The organism is Sphingomonas sp. SP1, from assembly GCF_058313395.1.
Window position 1 is genome coordinate 1,647,731 of the sequence record NZ_JBZFLC010000001.1, and the last position, 25,061, is coordinate 1,672,791.

The 25,061-nt window shown below is 63.7% G+C and carries 27 protein-coding genes; 13 read left to right on the top strand and 14 right to left on the bottom strand.

Annotation, left to right across the window (positions count from 1 at the left end):
- The first annotated feature begins 9 nt into the window (after window positions 1–9).
- A complete protein-coding gene (locus AC4GYS_RS08350) occupies window positions 10–879 on the top strand; it encodes a LysR substrate-binding domain-containing protein (RefSeq protein ID WP_491108625.1) in 870 nt (289 codons plus the stop codon).
- Between the two features lie 3 nt (window positions 880–882).
- On the opposite strand, the gene AC4GYS_RS08355 is transcribed toward AC4GYS_RS08350, so the two are convergent.
- From AC4GYS_RS08355 to AC4GYS_RS08380, 6 genes are all read right to left on the bottom strand, one after another.
- The gene (locus tag AC4GYS_RS08355) at window positions 883–2,928 is read right to left on the bottom strand and encodes a S9 family peptidase (protein WP_491108626.1); all 2,046 of its coding nucleotides are present in this window, start codon (window positions 2,926–2,928) and stop codon (window positions 883–885) included.
- 73 nt (window positions 2,929–3,001) lie between these two features.
- The gene (parC, locus tag AC4GYS_RS08360; RefSeq protein WP_491108627.1) at window positions 3,002–5,224 is read right to left on the bottom strand and encodes a DNA topoisomerase IV subunit A; all 2,223 of its coding nucleotides are present in this window, start codon (window positions 5,222–5,224) and stop codon (window positions 3,002–3,004) included.
- Between the two features lie 175 nt (window positions 5,225–5,399).
- A complete protein-coding gene (locus AC4GYS_RS08365; RefSeq protein WP_491108628.1) occupies window positions 5,400–6,443 on the bottom strand; it encodes a beta family protein in 1,044 nt (347 codons plus the stop codon).
- 3 nt (window positions 6,444–6,446) lie between these two features.
- Window positions 6,447–6,944: an ImmA/IrrE family metallo-endopeptidase gene (locus AC4GYS_RS08370; RefSeq protein WP_491108629.1), complete on the bottom strand. Its 498-nt coding sequence runs from the start codon at window positions 6,942–6,944 to the stop codon at window positions 6,447–6,449.
- Complete coding sequence (locus AC4GYS_RS08375) at window positions 6,925–7,380, bottom strand: hypothetical protein (protein WP_491108630.1); 456 nt, start codon at window positions 7,378–7,380, stop codon at window positions 6,925–6,927. The genes AC4GYS_RS08370 and AC4GYS_RS08375 overlap by 20 nt, the downstream gene beginning before the upstream one ends.
- Window positions 7,381–7,445: 65 nt before the next feature.
- A complete protein-coding gene (locus AC4GYS_RS08380; RefSeq protein ID WP_491108631.1) occupies window positions 7,446–7,694 on the bottom strand; it encodes a hypothetical protein in 249 nt (82 codons plus the stop codon).
- Window positions 7,695–7,924: 230 nt separating this feature from the next.
- On the opposite strand from AC4GYS_RS08380, the gene AC4GYS_RS08385 reads away from it, so the two are divergent.
- Window positions 7,925–8,131 (top strand): cold-shock protein, encoded by a 207-nt coding sequence (locus tag AC4GYS_RS08385; RefSeq protein ID WP_491108632.1) that lies wholly within the window; start codon window positions 7,925–7,927, stop codon window positions 8,129–8,131.
- 68 nt (window positions 8,132–8,199) lie between these two features.
- Window positions 8,200–8,493: a hypothetical protein gene (locus AC4GYS_RS08390; protein WP_491108633.1), complete on the top strand. Its 294-nt coding sequence runs from the start codon at window positions 8,200–8,202 to the stop codon at window positions 8,491–8,493.
- 112 nt (window positions 8,494–8,605) lie between these two features.
- Here the strand turns inward: AC4GYS_RS08390 and AC4GYS_RS08395 are convergent, their stop codons facing one another.
- Window positions 8,606–9,949 carry a L,D-transpeptidase family protein gene (locus tag AC4GYS_RS08395; protein ID WP_491108634.1) on the bottom strand — a complete coding sequence of 448 codons (1,344 nt, stop codon included), beginning with the start codon at window positions 9,947–9,949 and terminating at the stop codon, window positions 8,606–8,608.
- A 97-nt stretch (window positions 9,950–10,046) separates the two neighbouring features.
- On the opposite strand from AC4GYS_RS08395, the gene AC4GYS_RS08400 reads away from it, so the two are divergent.
- The 3 genes from AC4GYS_RS08400 to AC4GYS_RS08410 all read left to right on the top strand — a co-directional run bounded on the left by AC4GYS_RS08400 (window position 10,047) and on the right by AC4GYS_RS08410 (window position 13,848).
- Window positions 10,047–11,774, top strand: a complete 1,728-nt coding sequence (locus AC4GYS_RS08400) for a putative bifunctional diguanylate cyclase/phosphodiesterase (protein WP_491108635.1) — start codon at window positions 10,047–10,049, stop codon at window positions 11,772–11,774.
- Between the two features lie 134 nt (window positions 11,775–11,908).
- On the top strand, window positions 11,909–13,249 hold the full coding sequence (locus tag AC4GYS_RS08405) for a L,D-transpeptidase family protein (protein WP_491108636.1): 1,341 nt from the start codon (window positions 11,909–11,911) through the stop codon (window positions 13,247–13,249).
- A 173-nt stretch (window positions 13,250–13,422) separates the two neighbouring features.
- Window positions 13,423–13,848: a DUF1801 domain-containing protein gene (locus tag AC4GYS_RS08410; RefSeq protein ID WP_491108637.1), complete on the top strand. Its 426-nt coding sequence runs from the start codon at window positions 13,423–13,425 to the stop codon at window positions 13,846–13,848.
- Window positions 13,849–13,920: 72 nt separating this feature from the next.
- Here AC4GYS_RS08410 and AC4GYS_RS08415 read toward each other — a convergent pair whose 3' ends face one another.
- Both AC4GYS_RS08415 and AC4GYS_RS08420 read right to left on the bottom strand, forming a co-directional pair.
- Window positions 13,921–14,373 (bottom strand): hypothetical protein, encoded by a 453-nt coding sequence (locus tag AC4GYS_RS08415; RefSeq protein ID WP_491108638.1) that lies wholly within the window; start codon window positions 14,371–14,373, stop codon window positions 13,921–13,923.
- A 224-nt stretch (window positions 14,374–14,597) separates the two neighbouring features.
- Complete coding sequence (locus tag AC4GYS_RS08420; protein ID WP_491108639.1) at window positions 14,598–15,425, bottom strand: outer membrane protein; 828 nt, start codon at window positions 15,423–15,425, stop codon at window positions 14,598–14,600.
- A gap of 77 nt (window positions 15,426–15,502) precedes the next feature.
- Here AC4GYS_RS08420 and AC4GYS_RS08425 point away from each other — a divergent pair, with 77 nt between their 5' ends.
- Window positions 15,503–16,249 carry a response regulator transcription factor gene (locus AC4GYS_RS08425; protein ID WP_491108640.1) on the top strand — a complete coding sequence of 249 codons (747 nt, stop codon included), beginning with the start codon at window positions 15,503–15,505 and terminating at the stop codon, window positions 16,247–16,249.
- Window positions 16,250–16,371: 122 nt separating this feature from the next.
- Here AC4GYS_RS08425 and AC4GYS_RS08430 read toward each other — a convergent pair whose 3' ends face one another.
- The 3 genes from AC4GYS_RS08430 to AC4GYS_RS08440 are packed head-to-tail and all read right to left on the bottom strand — an operon-like array spanning window position 16,372 to window position 18,679.
- Window positions 16,372–17,550 (bottom strand): CCA tRNA nucleotidyltransferase, encoded by a 1,179-nt coding sequence (locus AC4GYS_RS08430; RefSeq protein ID WP_491108641.1) that lies wholly within the window; start codon window positions 17,548–17,550, stop codon window positions 16,372–16,374.
- Window positions 17,541–18,125 carry a CoA pyrophosphatase gene (locus AC4GYS_RS08435; protein WP_491108642.1) on the bottom strand — a complete coding sequence of 195 codons (585 nt, stop codon included), beginning with the start codon at window positions 18,123–18,125 and terminating at the stop codon, window positions 17,541–17,543. The genes AC4GYS_RS08430 and AC4GYS_RS08435 overlap by 10 nt, the downstream gene beginning before the upstream one ends.
- Entirely contained in the window at window positions 18,122–18,679 is a 558-nt protein-coding gene (locus tag AC4GYS_RS08440) for a DUF1285 domain-containing protein (RefSeq protein WP_491108643.1), read from the bottom strand. The genes AC4GYS_RS08435 and AC4GYS_RS08440 overlap by 4 nt, the downstream gene beginning before the upstream one ends.
- 53 nt (window positions 18,680–18,732) lie before the next feature.
- Here AC4GYS_RS08440 and AC4GYS_RS08445 point away from each other — a divergent pair, with 53 nt between their 5' ends.
- From AC4GYS_RS08445 to AC4GYS_RS08470, 6 genes are all read left to right on the top strand, one after another.
- On the top strand, window positions 18,733–19,452 hold the full coding sequence (locus tag AC4GYS_RS08445; protein ID WP_491108644.1) for an SDR family oxidoreductase: 720 nt from the start codon (window positions 18,733–18,735) through the stop codon (window positions 19,450–19,452).
- A 31-nt stretch (window positions 19,453–19,483) separates the two neighbouring features.
- Entirely contained in the window at window positions 19,484–19,915 is a 432-nt protein-coding gene (locus AC4GYS_RS08450; RefSeq protein WP_491108645.1) for a dihydroneopterin aldolase, read from the top strand.
- A gap of 188 nt (window positions 19,916–20,103) precedes the next feature.
- Window positions 20,104–20,793, top strand: coding sequence for an energy transducer TonB (locus AC4GYS_RS08455; protein ID WP_491108646.1), 690 nt, complete (start codon window positions 20,104–20,106; stop codon window positions 20,791–20,793).
- A 50-nt stretch (window positions 20,794–20,843) separates the two neighbouring features.
- Window positions 20,844–21,701: a MotA/TolQ/ExbB proton channel family protein gene (locus AC4GYS_RS08460; RefSeq protein WP_491108647.1), complete on the top strand. Its 858-nt coding sequence runs from the start codon at window positions 20,844–20,846 to the stop codon at window positions 21,699–21,701.
- Between the two features lie 72 nt (window positions 21,702–21,773).
- Complete coding sequence (locus AC4GYS_RS08465; protein WP_491108648.1) at window positions 21,774–22,262, top strand: ExbD/TolR family protein; 489 nt, start codon at window positions 21,774–21,776, stop codon at window positions 22,260–22,262.
- A gap of 30 nt (window positions 22,263–22,292) precedes the next feature.
- Entirely contained in the window at window positions 22,293–22,718 is a 426-nt protein-coding gene (locus tag AC4GYS_RS08470) for an ExbD/TolR family protein (protein ID WP_491109386.1), read from the top strand.
- Between the two features lie 94 nt (window positions 22,719–22,812).
- On the opposite strand, the gene AC4GYS_RS08475 is transcribed toward AC4GYS_RS08470, so the two are convergent.
- Window positions 22,813–23,184, bottom strand: a complete 372-nt coding sequence (locus tag AC4GYS_RS08475; RefSeq protein WP_491108649.1) for a tRNA-binding protein — start codon at window positions 23,182–23,184, stop codon at window positions 22,813–22,815.
- 59 nt (window positions 23,185–23,243) lie between these two features.
- Window positions 23,244–25,031: an ABC transporter transmembrane domain-containing protein gene (locus AC4GYS_RS08480; protein WP_491108650.1), complete on the bottom strand. Its 1,788-nt coding sequence runs from the start codon at window positions 25,029–25,031 to the stop codon at window positions 23,244–23,246.
- Between the last annotated feature and the right edge of the window lie 30 nt (window positions 25,032–25,061).

The window sequence follows — 25,061 nt, forward strand, 5'->3', positions numbered from 1 at the left end:
TTAAGCGCCGTGCGCGTATTCGAAGCCGCCGCCCGCCACCAGAATTTCACGGCCGCTGCCAGCGAACTCGGCATGACCCAGGCGGCGGTCAGCTATCAGGTTAAGTCCCTCGAGGACCGGGTCGGAGCACCCTTGTTCGTGCGCGAGCGGGGCCGCGCCCGCCTGACGCCCCTTGGAGAACAGTTGCAGCCGGTCCTGACCCGGGCGCTTGACAGTATCGCCCAGGTCTTTGCCGTCACCCGCCAGGAAGACGAGAGCCTGTTGACCATCAGCACGACCTTTACCTTCGCCAACACCTGGCTCACGTGGCGGCTCGGCTCCTTTCAGATCGAGCACCCCGGCCTCGCGGTTCGGCTGGTCACCGATTATCGATTGGTGGACCTGCGCAGCGGCGAGGCTGATGTCGGCATTCGTGCAGGCACCGGCCCTTGGGAGGGCCTCGAAGCGACCCCGTTGCTGCCGGTGAACTTCACGCCGATGTGCACGCCGTCGTTCCTGCAACGCACGCAAGAACGGCTCGGCCGTAAGCTCGAGCCGGCCGACCTGCCCGACCTCCCGCTGGTCAGTCCGTCGGACGAATGGTGGGACATCTGGTTCGACGCTGCCGGGGTCGAAGCCACCTCCCGGGCCCGGACGGCCGGACTGCGGCTGGACAGCCAGGCCGACGAAGGACACGCGGCGATGGGCGGGTTGGGCTTCGTGCTGCTGACCCCCGCATTCTGGCGCAACGACCTTCGTGACGGCCGCCTGATCCAGCCGTTCGGGCTGACGGCGACGGCGGGCTGGCATTATTTTCTCGTCATACCGCCCGAGCGCCGCAATCTGCCCAAGATCAAGCGCTTCCGCGAATGGCTGCTCGCCAAAGTCGCGGAAGCCTGATTCTTATTTGCCCCCTGCGCTCGGTCTGGATTGCAGCGCCGCCTGCAACCCGGGTGCATATTCCGCGCCGTGCGGCACCTCGGCGGTCGACCGCGCGACCGTGTCGCCGATCGGTTCGGCTCGTCCGCCGAGGCATTTGGCGAGGAAGTTTTCGGCGACGGCATTGAACGCGATGCTGTTCACCGGCCGCGCGAAGCCGTGGCCCTCGTCCGGGAAGACGACGTAGGTGACCGGGATATTCTTGCCCCGCATGGCATCGACGATCTGCTCGCTTTCCGCCTTGTTGACTCGCGGGTCGTTGGCGCCCTGACCGATCAACAGCGGCTTTTTGATGTCTCCGGCCTTGTAGAGCGGCGAAATCGAGTCGAGAAACTTGCGGCCTTCCTCGGTGGTGGGATCGCCCATCCGCTGGTAAAATTGCGTCTTGATCGACTCCCAATAGGCCGGGATCGTTTTCAGCAAGGTCTGAAGGTTCGACGGCCCGACGATCGAGACGCCGCAGGCGAACTTGTCGGGCGTGAAAGTCATGCCGGCCAGCGTCGCGTAGCCGCCATAGCTGCCGCCCATGATCGCGACCTTGTCCGCCGTGGTGACGCCCTGTCGCACCGCCCAGTCAGCGGCGTCGAGCAGATCATCGTGCATCTTCAGTCCCCATTGCCGGTTGCCGGCGGCCAGGAACTGCTTGCCGAAGCCGGTGGAGGCGCGGAAGTTGACGGACAGCACCGCATAGCCGCGGTTGGCGAGCCATTGATGCATTCCGTTGAAGCCATAGCCATCGCGCGACCACGGACCCCCATGGACCAGAAGCACCAGCGGGGCCGGGCGGGTGGGGCGTCCGTCGCCGTCGGCATCCGACCCGGGCGGGAGGGTGAGGTAGGAGGGGAGGGTCAGTCCGTCGCGGGACTTGATCTCGACCGGCAGCATCGCCGCCAGCGGCGCCCCTGCCAGTTCCGGTCGGCTGTCGAACAGCTTCGTCACGGTCCGCGCCTTGCGGTCGTACAGGTAGGTCGAAGTCGGCTGCGTCGAACTCGTCACCGCCACCGTCCACTTGTCGTCCGCAAGCGTCCGGCTGGTTACCGCCAATTCGCCCGGCAGGCGGCCTTTGAGAAAGCTGAGGTCTGCCGCCACCGCATCGCCCAGCGGAGTCCATTCGTTCTTGAGATAATTGACCGCATAGGCTTCGACCACGCCCGTGCGCGGATTGCTGAGCGCACTACCGATGTCGGCGCGAGCGTTCTGGGCCAACACCGTCTTGCGCCCGCTCTCCACATCCTGGGCGACCAGCGCCGCCGTATTCCGTCCGCGGCTATCCACCCAATACAGCGTCTTGCCATCGGTCGTGTAGCCGGCGGGCGCGGTGCTGAGCGCATCGTCGAGCCCGATCGTCTCCAACGCCGCGTCCTCGACCTTATTGTTCACCACCCGGTGAAAGGTCGAGCTTCCGTCCGGCTGCGATTTGGTCGCACCCCGGACGACCAGCCGGGCGTCCGTCAGGAAGCTCGACACATTCGCAGTGTTCATCAGCACGGGGGTCAACTTGCCGGTCCTGAGGTCGAGGCTGTGAAGATCGTGCCATTTGGGATCGCGGTTATTGAGACCGATCAGGATGCGGTCCGTTACCAGGGGTGACACGCCCACCACCTGCACCCGCACCTTTTCGAACGGTGTCAGCAACCGCTCACGGCCGGTTGCCACGTCCACGCCGTACAGCAGGAAGTTTTCATCCCCGCCCTTGTCGTTGATGTAGAGCAGCTGGCTGCTGTCGGGTGTCCAGAAATAGCTGCGGATCGGCCGCACCTTTTCCGTAGTCAGCGGCCGCGCCGCGGAGGGGTTGGTGGCGGGGGCGACCCAGACGTTGAGCACGCCATCGCGCGGGGCGATCCAGCTGAGCCACTTGCCGTCCGGCGAGATTCGGCCGGCGGTCTTGCTCGGGTTGCCGAACAGGGCCTCGCGCGGGATCAACGGGACGGCGGGTGCAGCGGTTTGGGCCAAGGCGGTTCCAGTCAACAGGACGGCGGCAGCGGCGCCGAGCAGAACAGCGGTGCGCATGAAATTGTCTCCCCATTCGACTCCAGCGAGTCGCACAGGGAGATTAACCGGTTAACTGTCTTATGCAAGTAAGTCAGCTGAAGCGATTGCTCCGGGGAAAGCCCATCGGCGCCATCCGCCCGCTCGCCCCGCGGATCGCACGCCAGGGGGTCAGGTCCGCCTCCGTCCGGGTTCGTCCGCTCTCGCCGCCCATGCTCCAGCTGAGGCCGTCCGCCATCTTCAGCACGGTGACATCGGCCAGCCCGCCGTCGCGGTAGCGTTGCAGCTGCACGCCCGCTCCGCGACCCATTTCCGGCAGCTCGGACAAGTTGAACAGCAGCAGTTTGCGGTTCTCGCCCAGCACCGCCACCGCGTCCGCCTCGACACCGATCGGCTTCAACGCCGCCAGCTTCGCCCCGGGGCGCAGGTTCATCAGCTGCTTGCCCTTGCGCGTCTCGGCCAGCACCGCCTCGCCCGAGGTGACGAACCCGCGCCCGTCGCTCGACGCGACCAGCAGCTTCATCTCCGGCCGGACCACGAACAGGGCCACAATCTCCACCTCCGCAGGCAGGTCGATCGAAAGCCGCACCGGCTCCCCGAACCCGCGCCCGCCCGGCAGCTTGTCGCCGCCCAGCGTGTAGACCCGCCCATTCTCGCCGGCGAGCAGCAGCTTGTCGGTCGTCTGCGCGTGCATGATGAGGTGCAGCCCATCGCCCTCGCGGAACTTCAGCGTCTCCGCGTCGTCCAGCGCGACGTGCCCGCGCATGGCCCGGATCCAGCCGCGCTGGGACAGGATCACGGTGATCGGCTCCTTCTCGATCATCGCCGACCAGTCGATCTCCGCCCGGCCGCTCGGCCCTTCCTCGATCCGCGTCCGCCGAGCGTCGCCGAACTTGTCCTTGACGGCGGCAAGGTCCTTCTTCAGCCGGGTCCGCTGCCGCGCCGGGCTTTCGATCAGCCTGGTGAGGTCGTCCCGCTCCTTCGCCAGCGCGGTCCGCTCCTTGCCGATCTCCATCTCCTCCAGCTTGCGTAGAGATCGCAGCCGCATGTTGAGGATCGCCTCGGCCTGCCGGTCGGTCAGCGCGAATTCGGCGATCAGCATCGCCTTGGGCTCGTCCTCGTAGCGGATGATTGCGATCACCCGGTCGAGGTTGAGGAAGGCGACCAGGAAGCCGTCGAGCAGTTCCAGCCGGTCATCGATCTTGCCGATCCGCGTGCGTGAGCGGTTCAGCATCACTTCGATCTGGAACTTGAGCCAGGCGGCGAGGACCTGCTTCAGGCTCATCACCCCCGGCGTCCGCGTCGCGTCCAGCACGTTCAGATTGAGCGGGAAGCGCACCTCCAGCTCGGTCAGGCGATAGAGCGTTTCGAGCAGCAGCTGCGGATCGACCGTTCGGCTGCGCGGTTCCAGCACCACGCGCACCTGTTCGTCGCTCTCGTCGCGAACGTCGGCCAGGATCGGCAGCTTCTTGTTGGCAATGAGCTCGGCGATCTGCTCGATCAGCTTGCCCTTCTGCACGCCGTACGGAATCTCGCTGACCAGCAGGTGCCAGCCGCCGCCCTTTTCCTTTTCCACCGTGACCGTCGCGCGCAGCCGGAAGCCGCCCCGACCGGTTTCGTAGGCGAGGGCGATCGCCTCCTTCGAGTCCACCAGAACGCCGCCGGTCGGGAAGTCGGGACCGGACACGAAGTCGAGCAGCTCACGCGTTTCGGCCGCCGGATTGTCGATCAGGTGCGCCGCCGCGTCGAGCAGCTCGGTCACATTGTGCGGCGGGATGGAGGTCGCCATTCCCACCGCGATGCCACTCGCCCCGTTGGCGAGCAGGTTGGGAAACAGGCCCGGAAACACCTCCGGCTCCTCGTCCTCGCCATTATAGGTGGGCCTGAAGCCGACCGTGCCCTCGTCGAGCCCGGACATCAGCTGCGTCGCCACCGGGGTCAGCCGCGCCTCGGTGTAGCGGTAGGCGGCGGCGTTATCCCCGTCGATGTTGCCGAAGTTCCCCTGGCCGTCGACCAGCGGATACCGCAGCGCAAAGGACTGCGCGAGCCGCACCATCGCGTCATAGACCGACTGGTCGCCGTGGGGATGATATTTGCCGATCACGTCGCCGACCACGCGCGCCGACTTCTTGTAAGCCCCCGCCGGATCGAGCCGAAGGAGCCGCATCGCCCAGAGGAGGCGGCGGTGGACCGGCTTCAGGCCGTCCCGAACGTCGGGCAGCGAGCGCGCCGTGATCGTGGAGAGGGCATAGACGAGATAGCGCTCCGACAGCGCGGCGTCGAACGGAACCTCAATCTCCTGAGCCTGCTCAGTCATCAGACCCGCTCATCCTGAGGGGAGGCCGAGCGAAGCGACAGCCGAAGTCGGTTCGAAGAGACCGCCAGGGCAAGGGTGGTGGTGGAGGAGGAGTCGTCTGCGGTGGGCATGGGGGGAGGGTTAGCAGGCGATCCTTAACCCTGTCACTGTTTGCCCAGAAACGTAGCGCACTCCCTCAGTCTTCGTATTCCACATCATCCGTATCGAGGGTTGCGGCAGCGCCGGACTGAATCGTGAGATGCATGTTTATCCGCGCCCGAGTGTTCTTTTCCGTCCCAGTAATGCCGTCAGGGCCCGGGGTAGCCCTTACCAGTTCCTTTCCATAACATTCTGGTACCATGGTGAAGGCAGTGCTCGATCTCGCAGCTTCGGCCATCTCGGCGTATGTAAGTCCCGCACCATCTCCAGCACGAAAGATCGCCCATCCATTTGGAAGAGCAAGATCTACGCGCGGCGGTATGGTTCCGCCGCCGCCGCTTTGGTCTAACCTTGTGCTGCCCCAATCGCCATAGGTCAGGTTCGCTCTATTAAACCTCTGGCGAATGGCTCCGAACAGTCTCCGTTCCAGTGAAGATCGATTACCAGCCCCGACGATGGTCGAGAACCCGGCTGGGAATGAACTCGCCGCGACTACAACTTCGGCGTCCGGTATCGCAGTCGTAATTCGCTCCACGGTTTGCACCGTCCAAGCCTCAAGCAGCTCGTAATTGCGCGACCAGCCCGCATCTACAAAAAAGACAGTGTCATGTGGCAGCGGAGGCACCGAGCCGGCTATGTTTAGAACAGGAAGGAAGTTCTCTTGGGTTTGATGAACAATCAAGCCTCGATCTAGCGCCTCAGCCCGGCCAAGCTGTAAAAGCAGGTTGGCACCGTCCGAAGAACGCTGAAGAACGGGTACTGCTGCCGGTATCTCAGCAATCCAGTCATAATATGCACGGAAGCCGTTGTTGCTTTCGAAGAGATTTCTGAACTGCGCTTGGGCAGCTCTTGGGTTGTCGTCGTGCAACCTGGTGCGATCAAGCCCAAGGGCAAAAGGGCGGCCATCTGTGGCCTCCAACACCCGCTGAATAGTCAGGTCCAGATTAGCCGCATGAGGCCATGGGCGAGCTAAGAACGTTGGGAAAACTGAGTCTTTCACACCCGAAGACAAGTTTCGATAAGCTGTCACCTCCGCGACCTTCGTTCTGAGAAGCGGAGCGTAAGTTATGGCAGCTAGCATTGATCAGCCCGTGCGTATGTCCATCGCCGGCAGCGAAACGTCGAACTTTTGCGCCAGATATTGATCTACGTCAACATGTGACGGTGCAGCTTTTGTCTCTCTCGCGATTGCATCACGAGGCATCAGTATGTCCGCTGCAAGTCGATTTGCCTCAGCTTCAAGTCTGGATGACAACTTGGATCGGTACAAAGCTGAGTCAACAACACCCTTCGCGATTAAGTCGCGGTGCAGAAGGTAGTGCGCGATCTCATGAGCGATGGTGAAGCGCTGGCGTTGCTTAGGTTCATATCGGTTAATCTTGATGACGAAACCCTCGCCGCTTTCGTCGGGTTTCAACATTCCTGAGATATTGAGCGGCAAGGTGGACACCACCACCTTGAGCCCGAGTTCGCGAGCAAGTGCTCCAACCTTTACTGGTATGTCGGCCGTGAACCTCTGCAAAGTCGCGAGTTCTTGTTCCGAGAAGCGGTGAGCGAAAGCGCTAATCGACATACTCGCCATCACCTTCGCCCTGTCGATTTGCTCCCTTTGCGGCGTTGGCGTCTATGCTCTCAACTCCACGAAGACTTGTCTCAATGATCAATGCCTCCAACTCTCTTCTTAGGCGGCCATCCTTGCCGAGCTCAGCAGCAAAATACGAGAAGGAATGATCCCGAAGTTTGGCTTCAAATGTAGCCCAGCCGATGACACCCAAAACCGCTAAGCCCAAACCTAGTATCGTCAGCATTATCGAAAGGACTGTAAGTACGATCATAAGTAGATCGGTGTAGTCGATGCGCGGCGGCGCACTTTGGACCATCAGTTGGCTCAAAACGATTGTAGCCAAGGCCAGCAGACCGAAGAATGTGACGACAATGAATCTGCGGAGAAACCTGAGACTGGCGCCTCTACGATCTCCATTCGGAGGCGAGGTGTTGTCGGTACCCGTTTGTGACATCAGTTCCGTGTATGTTCTCCGGCGCACGTCAAGTCAAATCAGGATTGGGACTAACAATCTCGAACTCACCCCCGCATCCGCGGAATAGGCGTCATTCTCCCGCCGCGCCCCTCGCACTTGGCGCAGCGCAGCCGCCGCTGGGCCTTCATGATCTTTTCGGCATAGCCGAAGATGGCGCAGGCCTGCTCGGCGGTGATTGCGCGCTTGCGGTTGCAGGCGTTGCAGCGGATCGCCACGTCGAATCCGTGCCGCAAATAATCGCACACCAGGAAGAAAGTGGGAACGCGCGCCGCCATCGCGCCGCCCAATAGCATCGCACGAACAAAGCGGGAACATAGAGCCGCTCTCCATCCGCCGCAAAGCTGTGGATTAGCTTTGGCGCAAGTCCCACCCTTGCAAAATCGATGAAAAGCGCCCACCTTGGTCTTCGCTATCAGTCGCAACCGACGGTCTTTGGCGCTTTGCGGCTCCTCGTTCCTTCTCTTCGCCTCTCCTAGCTACGAGAGGCCGATTGGCGGCCTCGCCAACGAAAAGGAACATTTCCATGATCACCGGAACCGTCAAATTCTTCAACGCCGACAAGGGCTATGGCTTCATTCAGCCGGAAGACGGCAGCGGCGACGCCTTCGTCCATATCTCGGCCGTTGAAGCCGCCGGCATGCGCACTCTCGATCGCGACCAGCGCGTGACTTACGAGCTGGAAAACGATCGTCGCGGACGGACCAGCGCGGTCAATCTGCAGAGCGCCTGACCCGGTGACGCGCCGTCCCTCGCGATCCTGCGGGGACGGCGCCTCCCTACAAGTCAGGAGTTTCGTTCATGCCGACGCTCGAATTCTATCTTGAACGTGCCGCAGAGGCCCGCCGCGATGCGGACGGTGCCGACCTCGCCAATGTGCGGGAACGCTGCCTGAGCGCGGCGGACGCCTGGGACGGCATGGCCAACCGGCTGCGCCGCACACAGGACTTCCGCAATGCCCACGAGGCTACGCGGGTCGCCGCGGCGGCTCAGCTGGCCGATACTCTCCAATCAAAGAATGACGATGAATCAGACAATCCAGATGAACCCTTTGGCGCGCACCGCGCCCCCGCCGATCCGCCGCCCGCGCCCTGAGCGCCTTGCCCGGCGCCGAGACCCGGTCGCTTACGCGGCCGCGCTCGAGATCCTCGGCTAGTATCTTGTGGCGGGCCCGGCCGGGTCCGCCATTTTCATGTGCGCGAAGGCCTTAGCGGCCCCCCGCCGACGCCGGCCGCGGGGCCAGCGGATCGAACCGCGCCAGCAAGCGGGTGTCCCGGCCGTACCGATCCGGCGCAAAGGCCAGGCGGCCCTCCGGCGTGATCCCTGCGGTGAGGTAGGTGATGTAAACCGGCACCGGCTCCTTCAGGTCGACCCGCTGCTCCGCATCCTGCGACTGCGCGCGCGGCATTTCGCCGAACAGCCAGGTCGCCAGCCGGCGCGCATCCTCCAGCCGCACGCAGCCGTTGCTGAGGTGCCGGTCCTCCTTCTTCATCAGGTCCTTGGCCGGCGTGTCGTGCAAGTAGATGCCGTAATGGTTGGGCAACATGAACTTGATCTCGCCCATGAAATTCGACCCCCCCGGCAGCTGACGCACGCGAAGTTCCGTCTTGCCGGAGGCGACCGCGGGCCAATCGACCTTGGCCGGGTCCAGGACCTTCGCATCGTCCTCCCAGCTGTCGAGCACTTCGTAGCGCTTGTCGGCCAGGAACCCGACGCCATATTTTATGACATTGGGGGCGACCAGCTTGGCGACGAGGTCGGGCGGCAGGTTCCAGTAGGGGTTCACGTTCACGTAGCGCATCAGCGCCGCCATCATCGGGGTCGGCGATTGGGCGGTCCCAACCACGACCTTCATGCTGTCGACCGGTTGCCCGTTCTCGAACATCCACAACCGTGAACCCGCCGCATCGACCAGGATGTACTTCCGGCTGTTCGGCGTTCCTGGGGCGGGCAGGCGACGGGCGCGCTCCAGATTGATCGCGATCAGGCTTTCGTAGTGGCGCGGCCCCCGGTTGAGCGCCGCGATCGTCGCCGGCCCCGCCTTGCCGTCCACCGGCAGGCCATGGGCCACCTGAAACTCCTTCACCCGCTCCTCGAGCATGAAATCGTACGGTGAGGAGGAGGGGCTCAAAGGATCGAGGGCGGGCAGCCCGAGCCGCTCGCGCAATTGCCGCGCCCGCGGATCATTGGTGCCAGGAGCGAGCGGCGGACCTTTTTCGGCAATCAGCACGCGGGGCAGGCGGCCCCAGTCCATCTGATAGCGAACCATGGCCCGGCGCAGCTCGGTGTAGAGCGGGTGTACCGGCCGCAACAGGTCGACCGGGGCACTGCCGCCCCAGCTTTCGTCCATCTCGAACAGTCGCTCGTCCGCCTGCTCGGGTTCCTGCGGCACGGCCTCGGCGTCGACCACGGCCATGTCGAGCCCTTGCTCACCGCCTGCAGGCAGCGAGTAAGGGTCGTCGCTCTGCCCCTGCACGCCGGCAAGGCCAGGCGACGCAAGAATGGCTGCGAGCGCAAGCAGGGGAAAGGTGGTGCGGGTCATACTCGTCATCTATCCAACTGTCGCCTGAACGGACTCCGAACCGGGCCGTTCCGAATAACGCTGCGACCGCAACAGAGAATTAACCGGCGTGCTCCAAAGGCAGCACATGGCATCTGCTGCCCAGCGCGACGGCCCCACGCATGGGGCTTTTGTGTCCTTGCGTCCGGCAGGCGAGGACAGCGCGCTGCTCGCCGCCCTGCCCATCGCCGCGGCGGTGGTCGCAAGGGACATGTCGGGGAAGCTCTCGCTGTGCGCCCGCAACCGCCTGATGGATCAGACGATCGAGCGGTCCACGGTGCCCAGCTTCGATCGGGTAACCGAGTTGTGCCTGCGCAGCGGCAAGCTCTACGAGCACCTCCAGGCCTGGTTCGACGGGACTGGTGGCGAGGATCTGGACTTTCGCGACGGCAAGGGCCTGGACGAGCGCCATTACCGGCTCAAGGTCGCCTCGCTCCCCTCCGTCAGCAGGGAAGAGGCCCGGGCGCTGCTGACGGTGATCGACCGGACCGTCGAGATTCGGGCCGAGCGCAACTTGCGGGCGGAGATGCTGCGCGACAGCCTGACGGGACTGCCCAACCGACTGGCTTTTACCGAGATGATCGAGGCGGCAGGGCAGGAGACGAATGAGCAAGCCGTCGGCCACGCCGTGCTGGTGGTCGATCTCAGCCGGTTTTCGCGCATCAACGAAAGCATGGGCAGCCTCGTTGGGGACGAGTTGCTTATTACCTTTGCTCGCCGGCTGATCTCGGCGTTGCGCGCCGGCGATCGATTGGCGCGAACCGGCGGTAATGAATTTGGGATCATCGTTTCACTGCGGCGGGGGCCGGCAGACGCGACAAGCGCCGCCGATCGCATCCGCGATGCCTTGAGCGCGCCGTTTCGGCTGTCCGAACTGGAAATCCGGGTCGAGTGCGCCGTCGGTATTGCCATCATGCAGCCAGGTCACGATCCGGAAGAACTGTTCCGCAATGCGCAGTTCGCCCTCAAACAGGCCAAGCTCGCTGGTCGCCCGCAGGTCTATGAACCAAGCGAGGCCAGCGCCGCGCGCCGCCGCTTTTCGATCGAGACCGAACTTCGTCGCGCGATCGACCGCGACCAGTTGGAAATGGCCTATCAACCGCTCATCGACCTCCAGTCGGGCGAAGTGGCGGGCTTTGAGGCACTGGCCCGCTGGAACCACCCGGACCGGGGGGAGATCAGTCCGACCGAATTCATCCCCGTCGCCGAGGAAAGTGGGCTGATCCTGTCGCTCGGGCGCTGGGCCATGCATCAGGCTTCGACCACCCTTGCGCGTTGGGACGAACAGGCCGGCCAGCGCCTGCCGCTTTATGTCGGCGTGAATCTGTCCGCCATTCAGGTCGCCCGTGATGACATCGCCGGGATCGTCGAGGATGCGCTTCGCACCAGCGGGATCGGCGGCGAGCGGCTCAGCCTGGAGCTGACGGAAACGTCCATCGTTCAGGACCCGGCCCGCGCCACCCGGGTTTTCGATGCGCTCAAGAGCCTCGACACGACCGTCGCGATGGACGATTTCGGCACCGGCTATTCCAGCCTGGCCTATTTGCAGCGCTTGCCGATCGACGTTCTCAAGATCGACCGGAGCTTTGTTTCAGGCATGATGGTCGATCCGGATAGCGTCGCCATCGTCCGTGCTGTGCTCGGCTTGGCCGAAGCGTTGGGAATGTCGACCACCGCCGAGGGGATCGAATCCGCGGAACTGGCAAGGGCGTTGGCCGCGCTTGGCTGTGCTGCCGGACAAGGATTTCATTTTGCCCGTCCGCTTGCCGCAGACGAAGCGCTGGCATTCTGGCGATCCCGGTCGCCGGTCCCTTGAAACGGCACTCATAACGTGTCCCATCGGCCACGCGTTGTCGCCAAAGGCCGGATCGAGTCCCGGTTCACTTGCCGGACAGGGGCGTTTCCCTAGATAAACGCTTCAACAGTCCTGCATAACGGGGTGATAAGCACGTGAAGAAACTTTTCCTTGCCGCAACCCTGCTGAGTACGCTGGCGATGCCGGCAGCTGCCGAGGCCAAAAAGCGGCCGGTTGCGCCTGCGCCGGTCCCGGCAGCCCCCCGGATCGCGCCCAGCGATCCCGTCGAGGCCTATTATTTCAATCACGGCAATGCCCCGATCTGGTTTCGTAACGCGGACAGTAAGGCGGCTCTGAGTGCGCTGCCGGCCATGCTTCGCCGAGCCGAGGCGGAGGGGTTGGCCAATGGCGGCGCTCTTGCGTCCTCGGTCGAAGCCGCGATCGCTCGTTCGGCATCAGGCTCCCCTGCCGACGTGCAGCTGGCGGAGCTGATCGCGAGCAAAGCGTGGGTCGCCTATGTCCAGATGATCAAGAAGGCGCCAGCCGGCATGTTGTTCGGCTATCCGCACATGGCGCCGCAGGGCAGCCGTCCCGACCAGATCCTCCTGACCGCCAGTGCCTCGCCAAGCCTGGTGCACTATATGCAGCGGACTTCGACCCCGAACGCGACCTACGGCCAGCTCCGCGACGCCGCCTGGGCTGCAATGCAGGCTACGCCCGGTGTCGCGCCCGACAAGCGGCTGCTGTCGAATATGGAGCGGGCCCGGGTCCTTCCGTCCGGTGGCCGCTATATTCTCGTGGACGTCGCCTCTGCGCGATTGACGATGTTTGAGAACGGGCAACCGGTGGACAGCATGAAGGTGGTGGTCGGCAAAGCCGAGCAGCCGACGCCGCTGATCGCCAGCATGATCTATTACACGACCTTCAATCCCTACTGGAACGTTCCCGGAAACCTTATTCGGGAACGGATTGGACCGAAGGCAGCGAAGCAGGGCGATGCATATCTGAAAGGCCAGGGCTTCGAGGTGATGAGCGACTGGACCGAAAATGCGCAGGTGCTGCCCGCATCGAGCGTCGACTGGGCCGCCGTGATCGCGGGGCGCAAGGACATTCGCCTTCGCCAGCTTCCGGGTGCCACCAATTCGATGGGCAACTACAAGTTCAACTTTCGCAATTCGGAAGATATCTACCTCCATGACACGCCGCAGAAGGAGTATATGCGGCAGACCAACCGGGCCCTGTCGAATGGCTGCATCCGTCTGGAAGATGCCAAGCGCCTGGGCCGCTGGCTGATGAATGCGGAACCGACACCGCCATCGTCGCAGCCAGAGTTGCATGTGAAGCTGCCGCAAGGCGTGCCGGTCTATGTGACCTACCTCACCGCCCAGGCCAGCGCCGATGGCAAGGTCACCTACCTGTCCGACCTATATGGTTGGGATGGGCGGCCCGACCGGCAGGCTGCTGCCTCGACGGCGGTGTCGCGCGGCGGCATCTAAGCCGTTGTGACGAGAAGTATTGCGGCGTCGGGGAGGTCCTCCGGCGCCGTTTTCCTGCGATCTGTCGCGGGATTTTGCCGTATGCCCGATTGCAGCGCGGGCCCGGCTGAGAGGTCGCCAAGCAGCGCCAGTCTGATAATCTGCAGCCTTCCTGCCTATCGATGGAGGAATGGATGGCCGAAACGAAAACGAAGCCGACCGGCGTAAGCGTCGATGCGTTCCTTGACGGCATCGAGCATCCGCGGCGCCAGGCGGACGGCAAAGCGCTCCGGTCAATGATGGAGGATATTACCGCCGAACCGGCAACGATGTGGGGGTCTTCGATCATCGGTTTCGGCAGCTATCATTACCGCTATGCCAGCGGCCATGAGGGCGATGCGCCGCGCGTTGCCTATTCGCCGCGCTCTGCCAATCTGGTTCTCTACGTCGGCGGTTTTTCCGAGTATGAGGCGCTGCTTCGCTCGCTGGGCAAGCACAAAAGCTCAAAGGCCTGCCTCTATCTGGGCAAGCTGGCTGACGTCGACCTAACGGTTCTTGAAGAGATCATTCGCCGGTCCTTCCAGGCGACTGACAGCGCCGGTCAGAATAAGGCATGCTGAGCAAGTTCGGATTGGAACGCAAATCCGGATCTTGGATGTCTCCGCGCACCTCCTCGCGTCGTCAAACGGGGATCAGTCCTTCAGCCGGACGCCGCACATGCCCGCCTCATAGGTTCTGCCCCAGCCTCCCTTCGCAGTCGAGGTGAGCGCGACGCTGGCAGACGGCTCTCGATTGCGGATCTCGAGACGGACACCGACGTCGCCCTTGGAGGTTCGCTGAAATGTCAGGGTGTCGGTCATATCCCAGCCCCCCAAGCCGTCCGGGGTGCTGACACGACTCATGACCGGATTCGATTGCCGAAGATATGCGAGCGCCGGATCGGCAGACACCACCCGTCCATTGGGCTGAGGAAGATTCTGCACCTCGATCCGGAGCCGAGCGACGCGTCCGGTCGCGTCGATCAAGCGGCAATCGGCGGCATACTCGGGCGGCGGCTCCGTTCTTTCGGGCGCCGGTGGTGGCCAAGGTGTGCCGGGACCCGACCCGGGGTCGACCAGTTGCGCGAGGATGGAAAGAAGCAACATGCCGGACCTCCGAAGAAACAGTCGGTAGGATTTGCGCCGAGCAGACGGGTGGCCGAGGGTTTTAAGGGCACGCGGTTGAGCATCGGCCGGACCCCGGCAAGTCGCAACCCTAAGCCTCGAGATTTCCCGCTGCCGGTAAACAAAAAGGCCACGGGACGAATCCCGTGGCCTCTTTGCTTCAATCCGGAGCCCGGCGAACCAGGCTCCGTCTTGAACTTTAGCGCTTAGCCACGCTCCGGCGCCGGGGGCGGCGGAGGCGGGGGCGGCGGCGGCAGCGGGCAGCTGTCGGTCGCCAGGATCACCGAACCGTCCGGGCAGGTCTGCGTCGCCGGTGCAGGCGGCGGCGGAGGCGGCGGCGGGGGCGGCGGCGGGGGCGGGGGCGGCGGGGCCGCGAAGTTGTAGATCAGGCTGAGCAGCAGCGAGTGGCTGCGGAAGCGGGTGCCGATCTCGCCCGAAGCGATGTCGAAGTCTTCGCTGCCGGCAAAGTCGTCGTCGACCTTGGCGTTGAAGAACTTGTACTTCAGACCGAGGTCGATCTGGTCGCTCACCGGCAGGCGCACGCCGGCGATCAGCTGCCAGGCAAAGCCCGTGTCACTGAAGCTGTCGCTGCCAAAGCCGTCGTCGTACTTGATCTTGGTGCGAGCGATACCGACACCACCGCCGATGTAGCCGTTCAGGCTGTCGTCGGCGCCGAAGTCGAGCAGGGCATTGCCCATCAGGGACAGCGAGCTGCTACGGCCGTCGGCCTCGATGATGTCGCCGATCACGTCGCCACGATATTCGTCGTGGCTGGCCCGCTTGTAGCCAAGCTCCAGCTCACCACGGATCATGCCGAAGTCGTAGCCACCAACCAGGTCGACGTCGTAGCCGATGTTGTGATCGATCGTCAGCACGTCCTTGAGGGTCGGCTCACCGTCGAAATCGAAGGACACATCCATGTCCTCGACGATCATGCCGCCGGCTTCGATGCCGACGTAAGGCGAATTGTCACGAGCCGCGGCGGGCGTCGCGATCGCGGTCGCCGCAGCGGCCGCCAGTAGGTATTTGCGCATGCTTTCCCCTTTTGCGTTGAAATGAAGAGCGCGACCGGCTTGTAGAACAGGACCGGATTGTCCGTCTAGAAGCCGCAGTGGCCGAGATACCCAAAATCGTTGCGCAGGAGACACAGTTTGCGGGTTCAGCCGTCAAAAATGGCTCCGTTGCCATGCTCTCGCAGGTCGCGTGCAGTTCTGATAGAAGTTGGCTACGGGGAAGAAAGGTAAGCGTGCTGGACGAGCGAACAGACGATCAGCTTGTGGAATCCATCGGGTTCAGCCCGGTCGCGAGCGTAATCAGCAATCCGCGCAAACCGGATAACCCGTTGGAGGTTGTCAACGAAGCGTTTTGCGCGCTGACCGGCTATTCCGAAGATCAGATCCTCGGCCGCAATTGCCGCTTCCTTGCCGGAGCAGGGACCGAGCCCTGGGTCACCGAGCGCATTCGACAGGGCGTTCGCGCCCGGCAGCCGGTTCTGGTCGACATCCTCAACTACAAGAAAGACGGCAGTCCCTTTCGCAACGCAGTGCTGGTCACGCCGGTCTTTGATGACGATGGCGACCTGCAGTGGTTCCTTGGCAGCCAGGTCGAGCTGACCGGCGACAGTTCCGCGGCGTTCACGGGTCGCCGGGAAAAGGCCGTGCTTGCCGTCAAAGGGCTGCCGCCGCGACAGCATCAAGTCTTGGAGCTGATCGCCAAAGGCCTGCTGAACAAACAGATCGCCTGGGAACTCGGGATCAGCGAGAAAACCGTGAAGATGCACCGGGCATTGTTGATGGAACGGCTGGGCGTCCCGACGTCCGCCGACCTTATTCGCCTCGCGGTGGAAGCTGGCCTGTAGCGGGGGATTACCGTCCAAAGTCCAGCTTCGTGCAGACGTTGGAAAGGGCTATCCCACCTTCACGATCGCGTTCCCCGCGGCCGGCCTAAGCCCCCGGTCGTATCCAGCCCGCTAATCCCTGCTCAGCGGGCTGATAGCGCCTCGTCCACCAGTTGGGCGAGGCGCTTTTCTTGCGGGAAGCCTTCCTCCACCCAGCGGCGTTCGATCAGCTGGAGGATGCGCGCGACTCCCGGGCCAGGCTCAAGGCCCTGCCGGATCAGCTCGCCTCCACCGAAGGGCAGCTTCGGGACAACCCAGTCGCCGAGCGCGCGGGCATCGCCGGCGCGCCCGGCAAGCAGCAGTCGGTCGACCGCCCCTTCGCGCCCGATCCAGTAGGCCAGGGCCCGTGGGTCGCCGCCAAGGTCTTGGGAAGCAGCTACCGACAGTCGCTTGCGAGCCTTGTTGGACAGCTTCAGCCGGATAGCGATCTTTTCCGCCGTCCCTGGATCTGGTGGTAGCAGCGCCGCCAGACGCCGTAACCCGGACGGGGCCACATTGGCTGCTCGCTCGGCGGCAAGCAGTCCGGCCAGCCTGGGCAGTGCGGCAGCAGCAATCTCCGGCAAAACCGAGCGAAGGATCCCATGTTCGATCATCACCCGAACGGCCGGCAACGGCCCGGGCAGAGCCAGCAGTTTGAGCAGCTCGTCTGCGATCCGTTCGCGGGATAGCGCCATGAGATCGTTGGCCCGCGCCTGGCAGGCGTGGAGAGCAAGTTCGTCGGGCTCGTCCCGTCCGAAACGAGCGTGAAAGCGGAAGAAGCGGAGGATGCGCAGATGGTCTTCAGCGATCCGCTGCAGCGGTTCGCCGATAAAGCGCACACGACCTTCCGAAAGGTCGGCCTGTCCACCGAACCAGTCGTCGAGGCGGGACGCTTCCGGGTCCCAGTAGAGTGCGTTGAAGGTGAAATCGCGCCTCGCCGCATCCGCCTGCCAATTGTCCGTGAATGCCACCGCGGCACGGCGGCCATCGGTGCTGACGTCTGACCGCAAGGTCGTGATTTCGACCTTATGGCCTTCGAGCAGGGCAGTGACAGTGCCGTGTTCGATGCCCGTGGGTACGGTCCGGATACCGGCCGCGCCGCAGCGCCGCATCACTTCATAGGGAGTATGGGTCGTCGCAAGATCCAGATCCTGCACGTCCAGCCCAAGCAGGCTGTCGCGAACCGCGCCGCCCACGAACCGCGCAGTGCCGCCGCCCAGCCCTTGCAGCAGCGCGCCGACGCCCGCGCGCTCGGCCAGCGCCTGTAGCCGACCTATCTCCACATGAGCCGCCGGGTCAGATTGACCAGCATCGCAGCACTCGCTCCCCAGATGGGCCGACCGTTCCAGTCGATTTGGTAGTAGGTCCGCATCTTTCCCTGATACTCGGCCTCGATGGCGCGCTGATTGGCGGGATCCAGAAGGAAGGCAAGGGGTGCCTCAAACCAGTCGGCCACTTCGTGTTCATGTGGACAAAGAGGCAGGTCTGGGGCGACGTCACCCAGCACCGGCGTCACGGAGTAGCCGGTCACTGTTCGATAGGAATCTGCCGGTCCCCACACGTTCACCTGGCCTGGCTTCAGCCCGATCTCTTCGTTCGCTTCCCTCAGGGCGGCGGCGATCTCGTCAGGGTCCTCGGGATCGATCCGGCCACCCGGAAAGGCCACCTGGCCGGCATGTGTTCGAAGATGCTCGCGCCTGACAGTGAGGAGCACACCGGGCTCGGCTCGGCGCGTGATTGCAACCAGCACCGCCGCCGGCTTCGACTCCCCGGACGTCCCTTCTATGAGATCGCCGGGCAGAAGGGTGGGGGGCGGCGGGCGATCGAGCGCGGCCCGCAACCGATCGAGAAGAGTCATTCTGGGGTCAGCGGAAAGAAGTGCCCGCCACCCCAAATGCCCGGACAATCGGCGCTCTCCTCAAGCGCGATCTCTGCCAGCTCATAGTACACCGGCCGAGCAAGGCTCGCCTGCAATCCGCTACGGACTTCGAGCAGTGGAATATTGTCCGGCCCCATTCGCAGCGGGTGGTCGGCTCCCAGAAAAACGACATCGCCGCTGTTAAGGGAAAAAGCCACCTGCCGGTCCTGGCCCGCGCCTTCGCTTCTGACCGCCGTTGCAACGAAAGCCGCCAGCTCGACCTCAACGGACAGCCTTTCAGCCGGGGTCACCAGTGCATGACTGCCGTCCGTCTCACGCCGCAAGACTGTCGCAAACAGACGAACCATTGCCGGGCGGTCGATCGGCCGCCCTTGGTGATACCAGTGACCGTCACGCGCGATCCGGATATCCGATATCCCGCAATTGGGCGGATCCCATTCGTCGACAGGCGGCAACTTCCTGTCCGCCAGCGCTTGTGCGACCTCCGCCAGGCTTTGTTCGAACAGGCTGATCGGCGGACGGCTTTCAGGCATGCTGGCTTCTCTGTCATTGCGCGGCGCCTTCCTGCAAGGCAGGAATTGACGCCATGAGCCAACAGCTTGCCATTGTCACCGGTGCCGGGAAGCGGGTCGGCCGCCTGATCGCCGAAGCGCTTTTGAAAGACGGCTGGCAGGTCGTTGCGCACGTGCATGGGGACGGGGACGACGTGCCGCCCGGGGCCGTGCGTGCCGTCGCGGACCTCGCGCAGCCGGATTGCGCCCAACGCATCATGGCGGTTTGCCCGACCGCCCCGAGCCTGCTCGTCAACAACGCCGCCCGCTTTGCGCCGGACGACCTGCTGGAATTTTCGGCAGACGAGTTCACACGCCACATGGCCGTGAATGTCCAGGCGCCGGCACTGCTGACAGCGGCCTTCGCGCAGCGGGCGGGAGAGGGCGACCGGCTGATCGTCAATATTCTCGATGCGAAGTTGGCGGCACCCAACCCGGACTATCTAAGCTATACGCTTTCTAAGGCTGGGCTTGCGGCGCTGACCGAACTTTCGGCGCGACGGCTGGCAGAACAGCGCATCCGGGTGAATGGCATCGCCCCAGCGCTGATGCTTCAGTCGCCAGGGCAGTCGGCCGAGAATTTCGCCCGCGCCCATGCATACAATCCGCTGTCGCGCGGTGTCATGCCGGAAGACGTGGTCACCGCCCTGCGGTTTTTGCTGGACTCTCCCGCGGTCACGGGCGAGGTGCTCACCGTCGACGGCGGGCAACGGTTCATGAACCTGTCACGCGACGTCCAGTATATGAGCCTTTGACACGGGGCTCACGCCATCAAGAGACGGACTGTTGAGCGACATTCTTCCTTTCACTCCCCGGCTGGATGGGCTCGTCCCCGACTCGCTTGCCATCCGCTCCACCCGCATTCACCTCGATTCGCTCGAAGTCATGACCGATATCGGTTTCCACGACTTCGAGGTCGGTAGTCCGCAGCGGCTGTTGATCAGCGTCGAGGTCTGGCTTGAGGACACATCGACGCCGGCCGATGACGAGGCGGCAAACGCGTGGAATTACGACCATCTCCGCCTGGAGGTTGAGCGCATCGCCGCTGCCCGCCGCTACAATCTGCAGGAAACGCTAGTGGCGGAAATCTACGGTTGGATTGCTGCGCGGGGCGGAGTACGGGCGGTCCGGGTGAGCAGTTGCAAGCCCGACGTCTACCCCAACGCTCGCGGCGTCGGTGTAGAGATTGCCTCGTTCACAGGAGTTGGTCCCGGCTAAGCTTAACAATCGATGCTTGCGGGGCTGGAACAATATCATTGCACCACCATTGAGGCCACATTAAGGAAGCGCGCCGACAGCCGATGATATGTTGATACGTCGGCGAACCTTCCTCACTAGAGCGGCGCCCGTGGGTGTCGCTAAGGCGAGGCAGGGTCGAACGCCCGCTTAAGGAGAAACGCGGCAGGATGTCTTACGCCAATCGCAGGCAAATGAGTTCCAATCGGACGGTCGCCATCGTGGTGGTCGCGCTCCTGCACGTTTTGCTGGGGTACGCTCTGATTACGGGTCTCGCCTATAACGTGGTCAAGAAGGCTGCGGAGGATCTGAAGACCTTCGACGTCGAGGACGAACCGCCGCCCCCCGAGGAAGAACCGCCGCCCCCGCCGGAAAACGTGCCGGAAACGCCACCTCCGCCGGTGGTTTCGCCGCCGCCGCTGGTGCGGACCAACACGCCGCCGCCGCCGGTTTCAACGGTTGATGTCGCTCCGCCGATCGCACCGATCACGCCCCGCGCCAATCCGCTGCCGCCCGCACCGCCGGCCCCGCCTGCGCCTCCGCCGCCGCCCCCTCCGAGGGTGAGCCAGGCAGCGCGTGCGCAGGGCTCGCTCCCTGGTCTGTTCTCGACGGACGACTATCCGCAGGATGCGATCCGTAACGAGCAGCAGGGCACCACGGCCGTCCGTTTGACCATCGGTCCTAACGGTCGGGTCAGCGGCTGCGAAGTCAGCGGATCCAGCGGATCGTCCTCACTCGACAATGCGACTTGCCGGATCTTGCGGGCACGCGCTCGTTTCACGCCCGCCAAGGACCAGAACGGCTCACCCATTTCCGACACGACCTCCGCGCGTATTCGCTGGGTTCTTCCGGAAGATTGATCCTCAACCACACGAACAAGCACCAGCTCTAACGAGGAAAGACGAACACTATGGCAGCTCCAGCACCCGCCGCCGGCGAAAACCCTTATGGTCTGTTGCAGGCCCTGAACGAGGGCGGCGTCATCTCTTGGGCGACCTTCATCATCCTGGTGGCGATGTCGGTCTTCTCCTTCTACATTCTCTTCACCAAGCTGTTCGAACAGCAGAAGATCATCAGCCAGGGCCGCAAGGTCCGCGCCGGCTTCTGGAACTCGCCCAACCTGCGTGACGCAGCCGGCAAGCTCGATCAGAAGAGCGCTTACCGTGCGATCGTGGACGACGCGCTCGTTGCCCAGGACCAGCATGGCAAGCTCACCAACCCGATCGACCAGCACGACTGGATGGCCAACTCGCTCGCCCGTTCGCAGGGCGGTATCGGCGCCCGTCTCGGCGAAGGCCTGGCCTTCCTCGCGACCGTCGGTTCGACCGCGCCGTTCATCGGTCTGTTCGGTACGGTGGTTGGCATCTACCGCGCGCTGATCAAGATCGGCGCTTCGGGTCAGGCGTCGATCTCCACCGTCGCCGGTCCGGTCGGTGAAGCGCTGATCATGACCGCTCTTGGCCTGGTCGTCGCGGTTCCGGCCGTGCTCGCCTACAACTGGCTGATCCGCCGCAACAAGTCGATCATGGAGGATCTCGCAGCCTTCACCAACGACCTGCACGGCTACATCATGTCGGAAGGCCGCGTGAAGCCGACCATGGGCGCTCCCGGCGCTGCTGCCGCGGGTTCGTCCTCGGTTGCTCGCGGTGCGCAGACCCGCACCGGCGCCGCGCCGACCCCGGCCGGTACCCAGCCGCTCACCGCCGGCCAGACCTCGACGGGTCAGCAGGCTGGCGGCACCGGCACGACCACGGTCGACCGCCGCTAACAGGGACTGGAAGATGGACCGGCGGCGGGGCGCCGCCGGTCCAGGCCTCAAGTACAAGGAAGCCAGACTCCGATGGCAATGAACGTAGGCAAGGAAGACGGCGAAGACGTCCCTATGTCGGATATCAACACCACGCCGCTCGTGGACGTGATGTTGGTTCTTCTGATCATCTTCCTGATCGCCATTCCGGTGGTGGTGGAAACGGTTCCCATTCAGCTGCCGCAGACACTTTCGGAAGTCCGTGAAACCAAGCCGGAAAACGTCGACCTGACGGTCCGCGCGGCTGCCGACGGCACATGCGAGGTTTATTGGGGCCTCCAGCGGGTAAACTCCGAGGAACTGCTCGATCGCTCGGTCAAGAAGCTGGAGGACGCGGTTGCCGCAGCCGGTGGACCTGAAAACCTGACGGACGAGACCATGCCCGAGGCGCATATCCGCGGCGACATCAACACGCCGTACCGTTGCATCGGGGGAACCATCTTCACCATGCAGCGCGCCGGCTTCGCCCGCGTGGGCTTCGTGTCGGAGCCGCCCGCCGGCTCGACCGTCGCCCGCCTGTAAGCACGTCAGGAAAGGACCGCCGCCATGGCGATGCAGACTACGAGTAATAACAGCGAAGGCGAACCGATGATGGAGCTCAACATGACTCCGCTCATCGACGTCATGCTGGTGCTGCTCATCATGTTCATCATCACGATTCCGCTGCAGACGCACGCGGTGAAGCTGGACCTGCCGCAGCAGCAGCAGAACCAGACTCCGCCGCCGATCGATCCGGTCAAGAACAAGATCGTCGTCACCCAGGCCGGTGCCGTCCTCTGGAATGGTGCTCCTGTGAATCTTGTGCAGTTGCGCCAGTTCCTGGATCAGACGCAGCAGATGAATCCGACGCCGGAACTGCACCTGCAGCCAGAGCCCGACGCCCGCTACCAGCTGGTGGATGAGGTTCTGGTCGTTACCAAGCAGGCGCGCGTCGACAAGATGGGCTTCGTCGGTAACGAGCAATACGGCAACTTCTGACCTTCATTCGGGGCTCACTATCCCGAAACAACTGGGGCGGCTCTCTTCGGAGAGCCGCCCCTCTTTTTTGTCGGGCAGACGGTCGATCAACGGATTAGAACAAGCGGCCTCCCAGCGGGACATCCTGATCCGGAGCGACAAGCACCACAGCACCGTTCTCGTCTGGGAAACCGAGTGTGAGCACCTCGCTCATGAACGGTCCGATCTGCCGGGGCGGGAAGTTGACCACTGCCGCAACCAAGCGTCCGGGTAAGTCTTCCACCTGATAACGCTCGGTAATCTGCACCGACGAACGCTTGCGACCGATGACCGGGCCGAAGTCGATTTGTAGCTTGTAAGCGGGCTTGCGAGCCTCCGCAAAACGCGTGGCTTCGAGAATGCGCCCGACGCGGATATCGACCGCCAGAAACTGAGCAAAATCGATTGTCGTTGCGGGTGGGGCACCGGCGGCGTGGGTTACATGCATATTTTCAGTTTCCGAGATGCTGAATGCAATTCCGGTCGGGCGACGGCACGCTGTGGAGGTCAGGCCGCGACATCGAACTGCAAGCGCGCCAGGCGCGCATAGAGACCGCCGTTAGCGGCCAACTCGGCATGAGTGCCTTGCTCCACGATGCGTCCATCCTCCATCACAATGATCCGGTCGGCAGCGCGAACGGTGGCCAGGCGATGGGCGATCACCACCGTGGTCCGGGTCGTCATCAACCGCTCCAGCGCCTGCTGCACGGCCGCCTCGCTTTCCGCATCCAGCGCGCTCGTTGCTTCATCTAGCAACAGCAGCGGTGCATCGCGCAACAAGGCGCGGGCGATTGCGATGCGCTGCCGCTGACCACCGGACAGCCGGGCACCGCCCTCACCCAGGTAGGTGTCGTAGCCATCGGGCATCAATCGCAGGAATTCATGGGCGTTCGCGGCCCGCGCCGCGTCCTCGATCTCTTCGGCAGTGGCATCCCAGCGTCCGTAACGCAGGTTGTCCCGAGCCGAAGCCGCGAAGATCACCGTTTCCTGAGGCACCAGCGCAATCCGTGCGCGCACCGCCGCCGGATCTGCATCCCTCAGGTCGACGCCATCGATGAGGACGCGTCCGGCCTGGGGATCGTAGAAACGCAGAGCCAGCTGGAACAACGTCGACTTCCCCGCTCCCGAGGGCCCGACGACCGCGATCGTCTCCCCGGGCGCGACGTGGAGCGACAAATCATGGACCGCCTTTTCCTCCGGGCGCGTGGGATAGCGAAACTCGACCCCTTCGAAGGTCAGCGACCCCTGGGCCGGCTCAGGCAGTGCCTTGGGCTGCGCCGGTGCCTTGATCTCGGCCTTGGCGGCGATGAGTTCGGCAATACGTCCGGCCGCGCCCGATCCGCGCAGCAGGTCGCCGTAAACTTCCGAAAGGGCGCCAAAGGCCCCACCGACCAGCACGCCGGTGAAGACGAAAGCGGCGATTTCTCCGCCCGTCATCCGGCCAACCGCCACGTCGCGGGCGCCTTCCCAGATCACCATGACGATGGCGCCGAACATCAATGCGATCAGCGTCACGGTCATGATTGCGCGCAGTCGCATGCGCGTGCGGGCTGTCAGGAAGGCCCGCTCGACCGTGTCGCTGAAGCGCTGCTCCTCGCGCCCTTCCTGTCCGAACGCTTGCACGATCTTCATCGCGCCCAGGACTTCCGACACGTTCGTGCCCACATCCGCAATCCGGTCCTGGCTGGCGCGCGAAAGATTGCGGATCTTGCGCCCGAACAGGATGATCGGCCCGAACAGAAGCGGAATGCCGACCAGCAGCATTCCCGCAAGCTTCGGCGATAGCGCGAAAAGGTAGATGACGCCGCCAATGCCCGTGACCACGTTACGCAGCGCAAAGGAGGCCGATGAACCCACCACCTGCTCCAAGACCGCGGTGTCGGCCGTCAGACGCGAAGCAATCTCCGACGGGCGATTTTCTTCGAAAAAGCGCGGCGGCAGGGTGAGCAGGTTGCGCTGCACCCGTTGTCGCAGATCGGCAACGGTCCGCTCGCCCAGCCATGAGACGAAGTAGAAGCGGAAGCCTGTCGCGACCGCCAGCACCATCACAGTAAGCAGCAGCAGCTGGAACGCGCCCGTTACCGCGTCCGAACTCATCGATCCGCTGCCGAAGCCCCGGTCGATCACCTGCTTGAAGCCGTAGGGAATGGCCAGGGTAGCAGCCGAGGACATCGCTAGGAAGAATAGCGCAGCCGCGATCCGCCCTGGATATCTTGCCGCTGCGGCCCACACCAGCTTCAGGTTGCCGAGGTTCCGCTTGCCCTTGTCGTCGTCGTCGCTTGCCGTGCTGGCCATGAGCAGCGGTTAGCAGGGTGCACGTGGTCC

Bases quoted from the DNA above. Each gene is read 5' to 3' on its own strand.
- AC4GYS_RS08355 (WP_491108626.1), bottom strand. From the start codon at position 2,928: ATGCGCACCGCTGTTCTGCTCGGCGCCGCTGCCGCCGTCCTGTTGACT.
- parC (WP_491108627.1), bottom strand. From the start codon at position 5,224: ATGACTGAGCAGGCTCAGGAGATTGAGGTTCCGTTCGACGCCGCGCTG.
- AC4GYS_RS08365 (WP_491108628.1), bottom strand. From the start codon at position 6,443: ATGCTAGCTGCCATAACTTACGCTCCGCTTCTCAGAACGAAGGTCGCG.
- AC4GYS_RS08370 (WP_491108629.1), bottom strand. From the start codon at position 6,944: ATGGCGAGTATGTCGATTAGCGCTTTCGCTCACCGCTTCTCGGAACAA.
- AC4GYS_RS08375 (WP_491108630.1), bottom strand. From the start codon at position 7,380: ATGTCACAAACGGGTACCGACAACACCTCGCCTCCGAATGGAGATCGT.
- AC4GYS_RS08380 (WP_491108631.1), bottom strand. From the start codon at position 7,694: ATGCTATTGGGCGGCGCGATGGCGGCGCGCGTTCCCACTTTCTTCCTG.
- AC4GYS_RS08385 (WP_491108632.1), top strand. From the start codon at position 7,925: ATGATCACCGGAACCGTCAAATTCTTCAACGCCGACAAGGGCTATGGC.
- AC4GYS_RS08390 (WP_491108633.1), top strand. From the start codon at position 8,200: ATGCCGACGCTCGAATTCTATCTTGAACGTGCCGCAGAGGCCCGCCGC.
- AC4GYS_RS08395 (WP_491108634.1), bottom strand. From the start codon at position 9,949: ATGACGAGTATGACCCGCACCACCTTTCCCCTGCTTGCGCTCGCAGCC.
- AC4GYS_RS08400 (WP_491108635.1), top strand. From the start codon at position 10,047: ATGGCATCTGCTGCCCAGCGCGACGGCCCCACGCATGGGGCTTTTGTG.
- AC4GYS_RS08410 (WP_491108637.1), top strand. From the start codon at position 13,423: ATGGCCGAAACGAAAACGAAGCCGACCGGCGTAAGCGTCGATGCGTTC.
- AC4GYS_RS08415 (WP_491108638.1), bottom strand. From the start codon at position 14,373: ATGTTGCTTCTTTCCATCCTCGCGCAACTGGTCGACCCCGGGTCGGGT.
- AC4GYS_RS08420 (WP_491108639.1), bottom strand. From the start codon at position 15,425: ATGCGCAAATACCTACTGGCGGCCGCTGCGGCGACCGCGATCGCGACG.
- AC4GYS_RS08435 (WP_491108642.1), bottom strand. From the start codon at position 18,125: ATGACTCTTCTCGATCGGTTGCGGGCCGCGCTCGATCGCCCGCCGCCC.
- AC4GYS_RS08440 (WP_491108643.1), bottom strand. From the start codon at position 18,679: ATGCCTGAAAGCCGTCCGCCGATCAGCCTGTTCGAACAAAGCCTGGCG.
- AC4GYS_RS08445 (WP_491108644.1), top strand. From the start codon at position 18,733: ATGAGCCAACAGCTTGCCATTGTCACCGGTGCCGGGAAGCGGGTCGGC.
- AC4GYS_RS08455 (WP_491108646.1), top strand. From the start codon at position 20,104: ATGTCTTACGCCAATCGCAGGCAAATGAGTTCCAATCGGACGGTCGCC.
- AC4GYS_RS08460 (WP_491108647.1), top strand. From the start codon at position 20,844: ATGGCAGCTCCAGCACCCGCCGCCGGCGAAAACCCTTATGGTCTGTTG.
- AC4GYS_RS08465 (WP_491108648.1), top strand. From the start codon at position 21,774: ATGGCAATGAACGTAGGCAAGGAAGACGGCGAAGACGTCCCTATGTCG.
- AC4GYS_RS08470 (WP_491109386.1), top strand. From the start codon at position 22,293: ATGCAGACTACGAGTAATAACAGCGAAGGCGAACCGATGATGGAGCTC.
- AC4GYS_RS08475 (WP_491108649.1), bottom strand. From the start codon at position 23,184: ATGCATGTAACCCACGCCGCCGGTGCCCCACCCGCAACGACAATCGAT.
- AC4GYS_RS08480 (WP_491108650.1), bottom strand. From the start codon at position 25,031: ATGGCCAGCACGGCAAGCGACGACGACGACAAGGGCAAGCGGAACCTC.